This window comes from Atlantibacter hermannii (assembly GCF_009907385.1).
GTDB lineage: Bacteria > Pseudomonadota > Gammaproteobacteria > Enterobacterales > Enterobacteriaceae > Atlantibacter > Atlantibacter hermannii_A.
The window spans coordinates 25,661-38,552 of record NZ_JAAATR010000073.1; the positions used below are offsets into that span (position 1 = coordinate 25,661).

General features: G+C 58.9%; 13 protein-coding genes. All 13 read right to left on the reverse strand.

Going from position 1 to position 12,892, the window contains the following annotated elements; all coding sequences use genetic code 11:
* Positions 1-355 precede the first annotated feature (355 nt).
* A complete protein-coding gene (gene dmsD / locus GV764_RS17200; RefSeq protein ID WP_161661174.1) occupies positions 356-958 on the reverse strand; it encodes a Tat proofreading chaperone DmsD in 603 nt (200 codons plus the stop codon).
* Between the two features lie 9 nt (positions 959-967).
* On the reverse strand, positions 968-1,831 hold the full coding sequence (locus GV764_RS17205; RefSeq protein WP_161661175.1) for a 4Fe-4S binding protein: 864 nt from the start codon (positions 1,829-1,831) through the stop codon (positions 968-970).
* Between the two features lies 1 nt (position 1,832).
* Entirely contained in the window at positions 1,833-2,660 is an 828-nt protein-coding gene (locus tag GV764_RS17210) for a DmsC/YnfH family molybdoenzyme membrane anchor subunit (RefSeq protein WP_236651894.1), read from the reverse strand.
* Entirely contained in the window at positions 2,657-3,280 is a 624-nt protein-coding gene (locus GV764_RS17215) for a DMSO/selenate family reductase complex B subunit (RefSeq protein WP_161661176.1), read from the reverse strand. Before GV764_RS17215 ends, GV764_RS17210 begins: the two co-directional genes overlap by 4 nt.
* Entirely contained in the window at positions 3,277-5,664 is a 2,388-nt protein-coding gene (locus tag GV764_RS17220) for a DMSO/selenate family reductase complex A subunit (protein WP_161661177.1), read from the reverse strand. The genes GV764_RS17215 and GV764_RS17220 overlap by 4 nt, the downstream gene beginning before the upstream one ends.
* 237 nt (positions 5,665-5,901) lie before the next feature.
* Positions 5,902-6,654: a GntR family transcriptional regulator gene (locus GV764_RS17225; RefSeq protein ID WP_161661178.1), complete on the reverse strand. Its 753-nt coding sequence runs from the start codon at positions 6,652-6,654 to the stop codon at positions 5,902-5,904.
* Between the two features lie 13 nt (positions 6,655-6,667).
* Complete coding sequence (locus tag GV764_RS17230; RefSeq protein ID WP_161661179.1) at positions 6,668-7,408, reverse strand: sugar isomerase domain-containing protein; 741 nt, start codon at positions 7,406-7,408, stop codon at positions 6,668-6,670.
* Positions 7,409-7,419: 11 nt separating this feature from the next.
* Positions 7,420-8,730: a PTS ascorbate transporter subunit IIC gene (locus tag GV764_RS17235; RefSeq protein ID WP_125293283.1), complete on the reverse strand. Its 1,311-nt coding sequence runs from the start codon at positions 8,728-8,730 to the stop codon at positions 7,420-7,422.
* A gap of 4 nt (positions 8,731-8,734) precedes the next feature.
* On the reverse strand, positions 8,735-9,013 hold the full coding sequence (locus GV764_RS17240) for a PTS sugar transporter subunit IIB (RefSeq protein ID WP_125293282.1): 279 nt from the start codon (positions 9,011-9,013) through the stop codon (positions 8,735-8,737).
* A 28-nt stretch (positions 9,014-9,041) separates the two neighbouring features.
* Complete coding sequence (locus tag GV764_RS17245) at positions 9,042-9,476, reverse strand: PTS sugar transporter subunit IIA (RefSeq protein WP_125293281.1); 435 nt, start codon at positions 9,474-9,476, stop codon at positions 9,042-9,044.
* Positions 9,473-10,204 carry a creatininase family protein gene (locus GV764_RS17250; RefSeq protein WP_161661180.1) on the reverse strand — a complete coding sequence of 244 codons (732 nt, stop codon included), beginning with the start codon at positions 10,202-10,204 and terminating at the stop codon, positions 9,473-9,475. The genes GV764_RS17245 and GV764_RS17250 overlap by 4 nt, the downstream gene beginning before the upstream one ends.
* 8 nt (positions 10,205-10,212) lie before the next feature.
* Complete coding sequence (locus GV764_RS17255) at positions 10,213-11,184, reverse strand: phosphotriesterase family protein (protein WP_161661181.1); 972 nt, start codon at positions 11,182-11,184, stop codon at positions 10,213-10,215.
* Positions 11,185-11,450: 266 nt separating this feature from the next.
* Positions 11,451-12,881, reverse strand: a complete 1,431-nt coding sequence (locus GV764_RS17260) for a 6-phospho-beta-glucosidase (protein ID WP_161661182.1) — start codon at positions 12,879-12,881, stop codon at positions 11,451-11,453.
* Positions 12,882-12,892 lie beyond the last annotated feature (11 nt).

Genomic DNA, 12,892 nt, shown 5'->3' on the forward strand with positions numbered 1-12,892 from the left:
GCTGCCTCATCATCGACAAACCGGTATTAAACGGACCGGTAGTAAATTATTTAACGCCTTGAGTATAGACGCAGAAAATGAAGGTAACGGATAAGCCTGAGGCGGGTGAGAAAATAGCGCCGGGCGATACAGGAATTATTTGCTGACTGGTGATGCCTTGCCCGGCGCGCCCTGCAAGCCAGCAGAGCACGGCGCAGCGCTGGCGGCAGTTTATTTATGGCGCAGAGAATGTTGAAGGAGAAAATACAAGGTCCTGCCGCTTCGTTAATAACCACCCTGTCGCGTGGCATTCACTTCAGCTTAATTCGCAGCGGCAGCGTGTTGCGGGGAAAATAACCGAAATAATATTTTCGGGTTATAAAATCCTCCCGGGCTGACCCTCATTAAGCACCTGATGTAATTGCCGGAGACTCAGTAATGTCAGTTCTCCGAGCGCGCGATAAAAGCCGTGCGGATGGGCGTTGTTTAACGCCTGTTGGTACAGCGGTAACCACGTCAGAAAATGCTGGCTGAGCAGTTCCAGCAATGCCCTGGGCTGGTTTGCCATCGCCAGCCACGACGCCTGAAACAGCATTAACCCGAGATGATCTGCCGGTTCCGGATAGTCGGTATGCAGGGTGATGCGGTGCTGGTTAAGGAAATCCATCAGCCGCAGCGTGGAGTCGCCCTGGAGCACATGCTCAGGATCGAGCCATACCGATCCCCACGGCGGCGCGGGCAGACTCGCCGGGCCGACGAACAGCCACTGCCACTGTTGCTGGAGCAACGTTCTGTCCCGCTGCGCCAGCTCCGGTTGCAGGGCAGCGATGTCTGCGCGCTGCGCGGGCCAGAGTTCCGGCCAGTCCGGCGTCTGGAAAAATTCGCCAATGGGCGTAAACGCGTCCGTCTGCGGCGCAGTGCGCATGGCGCTCGCCAGCAGGTTCAGCAACGTGGCCCAGTGGGTTAAATCCGCTTTCATGATGATTCCTTATCGCATGCCGAGGGTATGTTGCCGGCAAAATGGGCAGGTGGAGTGTCCGGCAGTCCAGGCGCTGAACAGCTGGCCGCAGGTGTCGCAACGCTGCTGAATGATCGGTAAACGCTGCCCGGCATCGCTATTAAACGCCTTTACGCTGTGAATGGCGTCCGGGAAACAGACCGCCGTACACTGGCCGCAGCCGGTGCAACGGGCGTTGTCCAGCACGATATGGTCGGCCCCGAGGCGAATCGCCTGTTCGGGGCAGATGCGGGCACAGGCGCCGCACAGGTAGCATTGATCGGCGTTAAATTTAATCGCATAAGGGTTAATGGAAGTGACAGCGTCACGCAACGCGCGGCGACCCGCTGGCACTGACCCGCTGTCAGCGTCGTTAGCCATTCTCAGCCACTGGCGACGCCCGGTATTCACCGTATTCTCCGCAGGCTGCGCCAGCCGCCATACCGGCTGTTCGAGCATTCTGAGGGTAAGATTAAGTTCAGCAACCGCCCGCAGCCACCCCTCATCGGGCGTATCCAGCTCAATGGCCCGGATGCCGTAATGAAAATGCCACATCAGCAGTTCGTCTACGCAGGCAGGCTGGGCGCTGAGCGGCGCGCACAGACGATCCTGATGCCAGTGGCGTTTCACCGGGTAGATATTTTCCAGCGCGTCGGTCGGGCAGGCAAACAGGCAGCGCCCGCACTGATTACACCGGGCCTCATCGATAACAACATTGCCTTCAGTCAGCGAGATGGCAGTAAGGGGGCAAGCGTCAAGACAGGCCTGACAGGGATTTTTCTTCACCTTACGGCGAACGCATAACAACCCTGCGCCGGGCGGCGCAGGGTTCAGATTTAACGACAGCAGCGACATATCAACTCAGGCTAAAAAAGACATAGCGCGCCATGATTTCCGCTATCACCAGCAGCACGCTGCCGGTGAGGGCGATGCCACGGGCGATGCGCGGCTGACGCAGGGAAAGCGCAAACAGCGCCGCCCCCACCGCCATCAGGCACCAGGCCGCGATACGCACGCTGGCTAAGCCCTCAAATGCCGCCATCGCCTGCAACGGGAACGTGACAACGTCACTCACACGCGACTGCGCCAGGAAGCTCATATACGCTGGCTGTTCGACCAGGCGTGCCGCCACGGCGACCACCACCGCAGTTACCGCCAGCTTCGCCAGATCGCGCATTTCACCGTTACGCCCCTGCGGCACCAGCATCAGCATCGCCAGCACGGCGCCGAGGATCAGCACCGAGCCGTAGAACATAAAGAAGGTGTTGATGTGCATCCAGGTGACAACCGACGCGCTGATGTAGATATGGCTCATGCAATACACATCCACCAGCCCGATAAGCCCGGCCAGCAATGCCAGCAGCGGCACGACACGTCGGGCGAACAGCGCCAGCAGCGTCGTGACGCCAAGCACGCCCAGATACAGCGCGGCAAAGACGATTTCACGGCTCAGCCAGGAGCTGGCGATATGGCGCAACGAGTTAAACGCGTTGAGCGGATAGCCCAGATGCGTCACCGATGCGATCAGCCCCACGCCGCCCATTACGCAGCTGACAACCAGCGCCACGCGCTGCGCCTGGCTGTTTGCCTCGCGGTTAAAGGCGTTAACGGCGGTGAACAGCGTCAGACCCACCGACGCCTGCACCAGCAGAGTAAAAATCAATAATGGCCATTCATGCATCATGAGTTACTTCCCTTTTCAGCGCCCTGATGCGGCTTCACCACCAGGTTCGGTTGCGTGATCGCCGAATCCGGCAGTCCCTGGACGTCGCACAGCGTGCCGTACTGCTTGCGCAGTTCATCAATCGGGCCGAACTTAATCGCGCCCAGCGGACAGGTCGCCACGCAAATCGGATCGTCGCCTTTTGCCTGCAAATCGACGCAGAAATCGCACTTCGACATCTGCCCCGCTTCTTTATCAAACTGCGGCGCGCCGTAAGGGCACGACCAGGCGCAGTAGCCGCAGCCAATGCACTTACTGGTATCGACCCGCACGATGCCGTCGCCCGGGCGTTTATGCATCGCCGTGGTCGGGCAGTTTTTGGTGCAAATCGGATCCGCGCAGTGGTTGCAGGAAATCGACAGCGTGTAGGCGTAGACGTTGTTTTCCAGCCCGCCGCTGCCGGTCGGGGTAAATCCGCCGCCGTTGACTTCGTACACCCGGCGGAAACGACGGCCCGGCTCCAGATTGTTTTTGTCCTTACAGGCGACCTGGCAGGCTTTGCACCCGGAGCAGCGCGATGAATCGATATAAAAACCCAGTTGCTTATCGCTTACCGGGGGAAACTCCATGTATTGGCTCATGCTTTCTCAACCTCAACCAGCATTGTTTGATGCGAATTCCCTTTTGCCAGGGGGGTGATGCGGGTGGAACTCAGCACGTTGGCGCAGCCGCCGCGATCCACGCCCGACGCGTCCGGCTGCCACCAGGCACCTGCCTGAAGCGCCACCACGCCGGGGATAATGCGCGGCGTCACCTCCGCGGGCACCATGCTGATGCCGCGATCGTTATGGATGCGCACGTTGTCGCCCTGCGCGATGCCACGGCGCGCAGCATCCTGCGGGTTAATCCACAGCTTCTGGGTCTGGGCTTCCTGCAACCACGGGTTGGCGTACTGCGTGGAGTTGGCGCGGTTTTTCCCTTTCCAGGTGATCAGTTGCAGCGGATATTTTGCGGTCAGCGCATCCTGCGGCCCTTCGTGGGCGGGCACGTAATGGGACAACGCCGGAATCTCCGGGTTGTTCATGTCATATAGCCGTTTCGAGAAGATTTCGATTTTCCCGGACGGCGTTTTGAACGGATTGTTCTGCGGGTCGCGGATGTTATCGGCGAACGCCACATACGGCTCGCTTTTGAACAGGTGACGACGCTGAACCTGCAACTGCGCAAAGCTCGGTATGTTTTCTGCGGGCATCGCGGCGCGGGTGGTTTCGACGATATGCTCGATCCACTGTTTTTCATCGCGTCCTTCGCTGAAGGCCGGCTCCACGCCCAGCTTCGCGGCGACCTCACGCAGCCATTCATAATCTGAACGGCGCTCGAATTCCGGCTCGACCAGTTTTTCTGACAGGATCACGTAGTTGCCGGTGCCCCAGGTTTCGCCGATGTTCCAGCGCTCCATAAAGCTGGTTTCCGGCAGCAGCAGATCGGCATATCTGGCGCTGGGCGTCAGGTACAGATCGCTGGCGACGATAAACTCGATTTTTGATTCATCTTCCAGCAGCTTCGCCGCCTTATTGATGTCCGGGTTCTGGTTCGCCAGATAGTTACCCGCCAGGGTAAACAGAATGCGGATATTGCTGTCGAGTTTGTCAGCCCCTTTCAGCCCCTGCTCCGGCGTGACTTTGCTGGCGTCTTCCGCCGCCTGCATCCAGTTCATCACCGAAATTTTCGCCGCGATCGGGTTTTCGATGCTTTCCGGCTCGCTCATAAATTTGCGGTTGCCGATACCGCCGTAACCTGCCGCCCAGCTGCCTTTTTTACCGACGTTGCCGGTGATCGTAGCCAGCAGCGTAGAGCCGCGCGCGGTGCGCTCGCCGCAGATATGGCGCTGCGGCCCCCACCCCTGGATCAGCGCCGCCGGTTTGGCGGTGGCATACTCCCGCGCCAGTTGGCGAATGGTATTGGCCGGGACTTTAGTGATCGGCTCCGCCCACTCCGGGGTTTTCGCCACGCCATCTTTCGCGCCGGTCAGGTAAGCCACCAGCGATTCATTGGCCGGGACGCCTTCCGGCATGCTGGCTTCGTCAAAACCGAGGGTGTAGCGGGCGATTAAGTCTTTATCGTGCAGATTCTCGGTGATGATGACGTACATCATCGCGTCCATCAGCGCGTTATCGGTGGTGGGCAGCAGCGGGATCCACTGATCCGCCAGCGACGCGACAGTATCGGAATAACGCGGATCGATCACGATAAAGCGCGTGCCGTTGCGTTTCATTTGCTGGAAGTAGTGATTGGCGTGCCCAAAGATGGTTTCGTTGGTGTTGTGGCCCCACAAAATCACCAGCGGGGTTTCCAGCAGGGTATCCAGCGAGCTGCCGGTGGCGGGCGTGCCGTAGGTGTACGGCGTGGCGGCGGCGGTGTTGCCCATGCTCACGGAGTGATAGTACTCAAGATAGCCGCCAGTCAGGTTCAGCAGGCGGCGCACCATTTTATCCCCGGAGAAGGTGCCGCCGCTGACGGCGGTCCCGACATGCACGTAGCGTGAGGCCGGGCCATATTTGGCGGTGATCCGCTTGAGATTGTCGGCGATGAGCGTAGTGGCTTCATCCCAGCTGATTTTTTCAAATTTCCCTTCGCCGCGCTTGCCGACGCGCTTCATCGGGTATTTCAGACGGTCCGGATGATAGACGAATTTACGGTAGCCGCGCCCGCGAATACAGGCGCGCATGATCGGCATCGCCTCGTCCAGTTCAGCGTCCGGCAGCGTGGTGATGCGCGTGACGATGCCCTGGTCGACGTGGGCGCGTATATCGCATTTGCCGCCGCAGTCGAAAGTGCTACAGGTGGGCACCACGCGCCCGGTGTCCTGCGCAGCAGCGGGTGATGCAGTGGGGGCTGGCGATTCGGTTGCGGCAGAAACAAACTGCGGCACCACCAGGGGTACGGCGGCCAGTGCGGCGCTGGCCTGGATAAAGCGACGACGGCTAACGGTCGTTATTCCGCTTTCGTCTTCCATGATTGGCATGACATCACTCTCTTCATAGGCATTGAGAAAGTGTGTATTTTTGGAGAGCTATCCGACAGGTAGTTTGATGAAACGCAGCAAATAGCGGATTAACGGAAATCAAGGGGTATTTTTCGGAATGGAATGAGAATACTTATTAACTTCATCAGAATTTTGTGCTGAATGTTAACAAGTCACCCCCTGACCCGTGTCCGTTTGTGTTCGTGTGCAACCAAAGGATCGCACCCGACGGCGCGCTTAGCGGGCAACGATTTTACAGTTCCAGTGCGCGTCCGCCGCATTCTGGTTAGCGGCGATCTCCAGCGACAGCGTGGCGTTTTTAACGTAGGTAATGCTGTACTCCAGCACCACATCATCAGGATTGCGGGCAATACGCTCGATTTTGAACAGCGGCTCACCCGGCTCACAGTCCAGCAGGCGCGCCAGGCGAGGGTCGCAGACCACCGGCGCAAAACTTTCCTTCGCGTGGGTCGGCGAATAGCCAAAGGCTTCACGCAGTTGGGAATAGAGCGTGCTTTCGTCATCAATATGGCTGAGATCGTTATAAAAGCGGCCGTTTAACCAGCTCAGGGAATGCCCAACGATGCGGTCGCCCTGCTGCATGCGCCGCTCCAGCCGCATCAGCTGGCTGCCGACTTCCAGCCCCATCTGCCGGGCGACATCATGGTCCGCCATGGTCGCCAGCAGGGAAACCACCTCAGCCCGGATCGGCTGAGGCGCGCCGAAGGCCACCAGCACATCCGGTAAATCGGTATAGTGCTTAAGCAGCGCGTCGCGGTTGATGAACGTGCCCTTCCCCTGCTCGCGATACACCATCCCGCCGCTAACCAGTGAATCGATCGCCTGTTTAATGGTGCCGCGCGCCACATTAAACTCATCGGCCAGGATCAACTCGCCGGGCAGCCTGTCGGTATAGGTACACGACAGAATACGCTGCAAAATGATGTTTTTGATTTTGAGGTAAAGCGGGAGTCCATCAGACTCGAACATACGGTTGCTCCACTCAGAGGTAGAAGATTCGGCTCCGGTAAGCGTCCATTATATCCCGATTTATCTGCTGATTGCCGTCTATGTTTGCGCTGGCAAGGATCGGCGGCTCCACGCCGTTCTCCTGCATCAGCTCGCACACGCGCAGCACCAGGCTGTTGGCGATCGTCGCTCCCATGATGGTCGACAGCGGCGCGGCTTTCTGCGCCAGGCCCGGCAGGCTGACCGCCGCATCGCCGTAGTCGCACTGGTTGTCCAGCGTGATGTCCGCCGCTTCGGCCAGCAGTTTGCCGCTGGAGTGGCGCGAGGTGACGCGCTTCGCCGTTTCCATGCTGGTAATGGCGATCACCGTCGCGCCGCAGGCTTTGGCTGCCAGCGCCACGTCGAGGGTGATGGCGTTGCGCCCGGAAACTGAATGGATAATCAGCGTGTCCCCCGCTTCCAGCGGGGAGCTTTCCACCATCACTTTCCCCAGCCCTTCGACATTTTCTACTGCGCTGGTGAGCGTCAGCGGGCGCACGTTGAGCATCAGCGCCGGGGAAAACAGCGGATTGACGATAGCCAGGCCGCCAGCGCGATAACTCATCTCCTCTGCCAGGATCCCGGCGTGGCTGGCGCCAAACACAAACAGGTTGCGGCCTTTCAGCACCGTGTCGAACATCGCCCGGGCGGCGCGGTCGAGCGTCTCCTGCTGCGCCGCCAGCTGCGCCAGCTTTTGCTGGATCTGCGCAAAATACGCGTTCACTGCGTGACTCATGGTTATCTCCCTCAGAACGTCAGCAGACGGGTTAAGGCGCTAATCAGCGGCGACAGCACGAACATATCGCTGTCCCCGGCCCACAGCGCGGTATCCGGCACGGTGTTATTAATGAAGTAGCTGACGCAGAAGTATTGCCCCCAGGCCACCACCGTCGAGGTGATAAAGCCTGCCAGCAGCGCGCCCTTATAGCCGCCCGTGACGTTGCCGAATACGCCGGCGGTGCCCGCATGGAAGAAAATCACGATCATGCTGGGGATAAACACGTAACCGGTGTAATGACCAATCAGCGTGAGCCACAGCAGCGAGCCGACAAACGCGCCCACAAAGCCCAGCACCACCGCGTTCGGCGCGAAGTTAAACAGGATCGGGCAGTCCAGCGCAGGACGCGCGCCGGGAACCAGCCGCGAGCCGATGCCGTTAAACGCCGGCACCATTTCGCCGATAAACATCCGCACGCCGAGCAGCACCACCGCAATCCCGCCGGTAAACATCAGCGACTGCTTCAGGGCATAGATGTAGAAGCTCAAATCGCCGGACTGCGCCAGGATCTCCGCCGCTTTCGGGGTGCCTTTGATTTGCAGAATAAAGGTGCCGATAAAAAACAGCAGCGTCATGGTCAGCGCGGTCACCACGTTGGAATCACGCAGGAAGCCGAGCTTTTTCGGCACCTGGATGTCTTCCGAGCTGATGCTGTTGCGGGAAAACAGTTTGCCGAATATCGCCCCCAGCAGCGCCACCGACGCCGAGGTATGGCCGAGCGCAATGTTGTCGTTGCCGGTGATTTTGCGCACCCACGGCTGTACCAGCGCCGGTTGCAGCGTCCAGTACAGGCCCATGATCACGGTGAGCATCAGCGTCAGTTGCCAGCCCGAGATCGCCGGGTTGCTGTTCACCATCACGCCCGCGAAGATCATGGTGGTCCAGAACATCATGTGCCCGGTCAGGTAGATGTATTTAAAGCGTGTCAGGCGCGCCAGCAGCAGGTTGAAGGCGAACCCGCCCGCGATGGCGATGGTGACGCTGCTGCCGTAGCGCTCGCTGAACTTCACCTGGCCGATAATATTGGTCAGGTTCATGGAGCTTAAGCCGAACACTTCGGTCCAGATGGGCTGGAAGATCAGCAGCGCAGAGACAATAATTCCCGCCCCGGCACCGATGATCAAAAAGCCTAAAATCCCCTTCAGGGTGCCGGAGACAATATCCGCCAGCGGTTTGTTTTGCAGCACCAGCCCGAGCAGCACGATCAGGCCAATCAGGATGGACGCTTCGCCGAAGATATTGACGGTGATCCAACGCAGTACGCCGATAAATTCGTTCATGGTCTTACCCCTGAGTAAGAATGCCTGCGTTGACCAGCGCCTGGGTGATTTCGTTGGTGTCGATGTAGTTGTTCACCACCACCACCGGGCAGGAAAGATGCTGCAAATTGCCCACCAGCTCGGCGTTCGTGATCACCAGATCGGCATTCGCCGACGCGGCGGCGGACACGTCCATATGCTCGACGTTGGCCTCCACGCCGTGCTTTTTCAGCACCGTTTCCACGTTCATGCGTAAAATTAAGCTCGACCCCATTCCCAAACCGCAGACAGTGAGTATTTTCATTGTTATTTCTCCAGACGGACGTAGTGGTTTATTCCGCATCGATCATCAGACGGTAAATCTGCTGCGCATCATGGGAATTCATTAAGGTTTGCAGGTTTTCCTCATCACCCAGCAGGGTGACAATTTTTTGAATCAACTGAATATGCTGATCGCTGTTGGTGGCGGACAGCCCCAGCACCAGCTGCACCGGGTCGTTTTCCGCGTGGCCAAACTCCACCGGTTCGCGTAGCCGCACCAGGCTGATTTGCGGGGCAATCGCCCCGTTCTCTGGCCGCGCGTGGGGCATCGCCAGGCCCGGCGCGATCACAAAATAGGGGCCGAACTGGTGATAGCTGTCGATCATCGCCTGGGTGTATTGCTCGCTACAGGCCCCGGCGGCGCACAGCGCGTCGCCGGATTTGCGAATCGCCTCGTCGGCAGACGTGGCCGGGTAATCCAGATGGATTGCGTTCGGGCTGATCATTGCGCCTCCCTGATAATGCGTTTAATGGACGCTAACGTGGTTTCCAGCGCCTGTTGAACAAAGGCTTCGCCTTTTTCCACGCTGGCGCAACGCGGATCGCCGAGCACCGAGTAATCGGAAAACGCGGTCCAGGGCTCGGGGCGGTAGCGGAAATCCTCCGGGAACGCGGGGTAATGCTCGCGCGCCCGGGACATATCCACCGCCTCCGGCGCGAGCGCCAGCATCAATGACGTTTCAATTTCATCGGCATGCATATAGCCAGGATAGGCCACCGCCGATTCGCGCAGCTTCGCCACACAGCCGTCCATCCCCGCCCAGCTGTAACTCAGCAGCGTGATGCCCTCCTCGCGAAGCTGGCGGGCCGCCGCTTTGATGGCGTCGAAATTGCCGTAATGGGCGTTGATCACCGCCGTGGTGGTAATGCCGTAGCCCGCCATATTGCGCGCCAGGCTGACCAGCAGATCCCCCAGTAGCGCGTTGCCGATATCAATCGCCCCGGCATGACCGCGCAGCGACCACACCTGGCTGTAGGCGATCACCGGCAGGGTGATGGCATCCTCGCCCAGCGCGCTGTCCAGCCGTTCGCAAAAGCGTTCGGCTAACAGGTTATCGGTATCCAGCGGCAGGTGATCGCCGTGCGGCTCCACTGCCCCCAGCGGCAGCAGCGCGATTCTGGCCCTGGGGAGGGCCGCTTTCGCCTGCTGCTCGTTAAGTTGATGCAGTTTCATAGGCTGCCTTAACCGAAGCTGAAGTAGCGTGCCGGGTTTTCGACGAAGAAATCATGCAGCAGCGCTTCGCCGTCAAAACCCGCTTCCCGCGCTTCTTCAAGAAACCGTGGGCGCCAGTCCGCCAGGATAAACTTCAACCCCAGCCCGCCTTTTCCATAATGGGCGCTCATGCTTTTGCGGGCGAAATCGCCGCCGATCAGGATCTGTTTTTGATATCCCTTTTTGCACAGCGCCAGAATGGCGTCGGTGCGGACGTGCTCGGGGAAATATTTGATCCGGCTGATACCGTCAAACGAGATGTATGCCCCGGTGTTGGCAAGTTGACGGTGTAGCCACGGATCGGGATTGCGATCCATATGCGCAAAGCAGATGCGGGACAAATCAAGGCCCAGTTGTTTAAAAATCGCGGCCTGCTCCAGGGCCATGGTGCCCATTTCCGTATGGCTGTGCATCGGCGCGTTGGTTGCCTGCTGGGCGCGCACCACCACTTCCATGGTTTTACGCTCCAGCGGCGAAATGGCGTTATAGCCGGTGCCGCACTTCACCATTCCCGCGCGGTACGAAGTGCCGTCGATGCCGTCGGTGACTTCCCGGCTGACGTGTTCAACCAGCGCATCGAGGGTGGTGTTGGCAATCCAGTCGGCGAAGGTCTGATCGGTGCCCGGGCGTGTCGAGCTCCACAGGAAGCCTTTGTTAAACCCGGCGGTGGCGATGATTTGCACCTGCTGACGGCTGGCTATCTCCGCCACGACGTCAACGTGGCGGCCATAGTCCGGCGCGGTGGCGTCATAAATCGACTGCCCGCCTGCGGCGCGGAAGTCTGCCAGTTCGCGCTCGGAAGCGGCTTTATCGTCGAGCAGCAGGTCCTCTTCATTGCGCTCCTGCCAGTACGGCGGAATGCAGTAAAGATGATCGTGACTGTAAGTCACCCCGAGCTGCTGCGGTGCGATGTCACCGGTGAGTGTGCGAATAAACCCCATACGATACGCCCTGTTATCAGTGAGTTGGTGTATTCAACTTAGAACTTGTCCACCTGACTGGTCAAGTGATCATGGTCGCAAAACGACCAGCAAAAAGCCTGGTGCTGCGAGGCAACGCACAGTTTCATAGGAAATGTTGATAAATCGTGAAAAATGCCTGGAAAGGGTGCGAGGGCGCGCGGGGGAAATCAGGCCACGGAAACCGTGCGGTATCGGAAGGTAAACGTTAACCGGGAACGCGCCAGGCGCATTCCCGGTTGGCGGCGTTAATCCAAATCAGCGCCGTTGCTGGATATGACTTTCGTATACCAGTAAAACGATTTTTTGCGGGTGCGCGCCAGGGTGCCTGCGCCGTTGTCGTCGCGATCGACATAGACAAAACCGTAGCGTTTGCTCATCTCCCCGGTGGACGCCGACACCAGATCGATGCAGCCCCAGGTGGTATAGCCGATAACGGGAATCCCGTCCTGAATGGCTTCCCCCATGGCTTTGATGTGCTCTCGCAGGTAGCTGATGCGGTAATCGTCCTCAATTTCGCCCTGCTCGTTGAACGCGTCGTTCGCGCCCAGACCGTTTTCCACCAGGAACAGCGGCTTCTGGTAACGGTCGTACATCATGTTCATGGTAATGCGCAGCCCCAGCGGATCGATACCCCAGCCCCATTCACTGGCCTGAATATGCGGGTTCTTCAGGGACTTCACCACGTTGGCGGCGCTGCTGTTGCCGTCGTTCATATCGGCAGAGGCGCAGCGCGAGGCGTAATAGCTGAACGACACAAAATCCACGGTGTTTTTGAGGATCTCATGATCACCCGGCTCGCTGACAATGCTGATGCCCTTCTCTCTGAACATCCGCGCCGCATAGGACGGGTACGCGCCGCGCGCCTGTACGTCGATAAAGAACAGGTTTTCGCGATCTTTCTCCAGCGCCGCCCACACGTCTTCCGGCTTGCAGGACCACGGATAGAAATTCCCCCCCGCCAGCATACAGCCGACCTGGTTTGCCGGGTTCACTTCATGGGCGATTTGGGTGGCCAGCGCGCTGGCCACCAGCTCGTGGTGCGCCGCCTGATACTTCACCTGCTCTTTGTTGTCGCTTTCGTCGAACACCAGCCCGGCTCCGGAAAACGGGCTGTGCAGCAGAATATTAATCTCATTAAAGGTCAGCCAGTACTTGACCAGCCCGTCAAACGCTTCAAAACAGGTGCGCGCGTAGCGGGTAAAGAATTCAATCATTTTGCGGTTGCGCCACGAGCCATATTCGCGCACCAGATGCATCGGCACGTCAAAATGGCACAGCGTCACCAGCGGCTCAATACCGTACTTTTTGCACTCGGCGAACAGGTCGCGGTAAAACGCAATGCCCTCGGCGTTGGGCGTCAGTTCGTCGCCCTGCGGATAAATCCGGCTCCAGGCAATGGAGGTGCGAAACACCGTAAAGCCCATTTCCGCCATCAGGGCGATATCTTCTTTATAGCGATGATAGAAATCGATCGCCTGGTGGCTGGGGTAAAACTCATCGTCGCGCAGGGAAAAGCGCGGTTCGAGGCCGAGTTTTACCGCCATCCGCTGACTGCCGTGGGGGATCATATCCACGGTGGTCAGCCCTTTACCGCCTTCAAGGTAAGCGCCTTCCGCCTGGTTGGCGGCCAGTGCGCCGCCCCATAAAAAACCGTCCGGAAACTGTGAAACTGCCATTAAGCACGACT

Excerpts from the sequence above, each read along its gene's own strand:
- GV764_RS17235 (WP_125293283.1), bottom strand. The coding sequence starts at position 8,730 with ATGAACGAATTTATCGGCGTACTGCGTTGGATCACCGTCAATATCTTC.
- GV764_RS17230 (WP_161661179.1), bottom strand. The coding sequence starts at position 7,408 with ATGAGTCACGCAGTGAACGCGTATTTTGCGCAGATCCAGCAAAAGCTG.
- dmsD (WP_161661174.1), bottom strand. The coding sequence starts at position 958 with ATGAAAGCGGATTTAACCCACTGGGCCACGTTGCTGAACCTGCTGGCG.
- GV764_RS17250 (WP_161661180.1), bottom strand. The coding sequence starts at position 10,204 with ATGAAACTGCATCAACTTAACGAGCAGCAGGCGAAAGCGGCCCTCCCC.
- GV764_RS17220 (WP_161661177.1), bottom strand. The coding sequence starts at position 5,664 with ATGCCAATCATGGAAGACGAAAGCGGAATAACGACCGTTAGCCGTCGT.
- GV764_RS17215 (WP_161661176.1), bottom strand. The coding sequence starts at position 3,280 with ATGAGCCAATACATGGAGTTTCCCCCGGTAAGCGATAAGCAACTGGGT.
- GV764_RS17210 (WP_236651894.1), bottom strand. The coding sequence starts at position 2,660 with ATGATGCATGAATGGCCATTATTGATTTTTACTCTGCTGGTGCAGGCG.
- GV764_RS17255 (WP_161661181.1), bottom strand. The coding sequence starts at position 11,184 with ATGGGGTTTATTCGCACACTCACCGGTGACATCGCACCGCAGCAGCTC.
- GV764_RS17245 (WP_125293281.1), bottom strand. The coding sequence starts at position 9,476 with ATGATCAGCCCGAACGCAATCCATCTGGATTACCCGGCCACGTCTGCC.
- GV764_RS17225 (WP_161661178.1), bottom strand. The coding sequence starts at position 6,654 with ATGTTCGAGTCTGATGGACTCCCGCTTTACCTCAAAATCAAAAACATC.
- GV764_RS17260 (WP_161661182.1), bottom strand. The coding sequence starts at position 12,881 with ATGGCAGTTTCACAGTTTCCGGACGGTTTTTTATGGGGCGGCGCACTG.
- GV764_RS17240 (WP_125293282.1), bottom strand. The coding sequence starts at position 9,013 with ATGAAAATACTCACTGTCTGCGGTTTGGGAATGGGGTCGAGCTTAATT.
- GV764_RS17205 (WP_161661175.1), bottom strand. The coding sequence starts at position 1,831 with ATGTCGCTGCTGTCGTTAAATCTGAACCCTGCGCCGCCCGGCGCAGGG.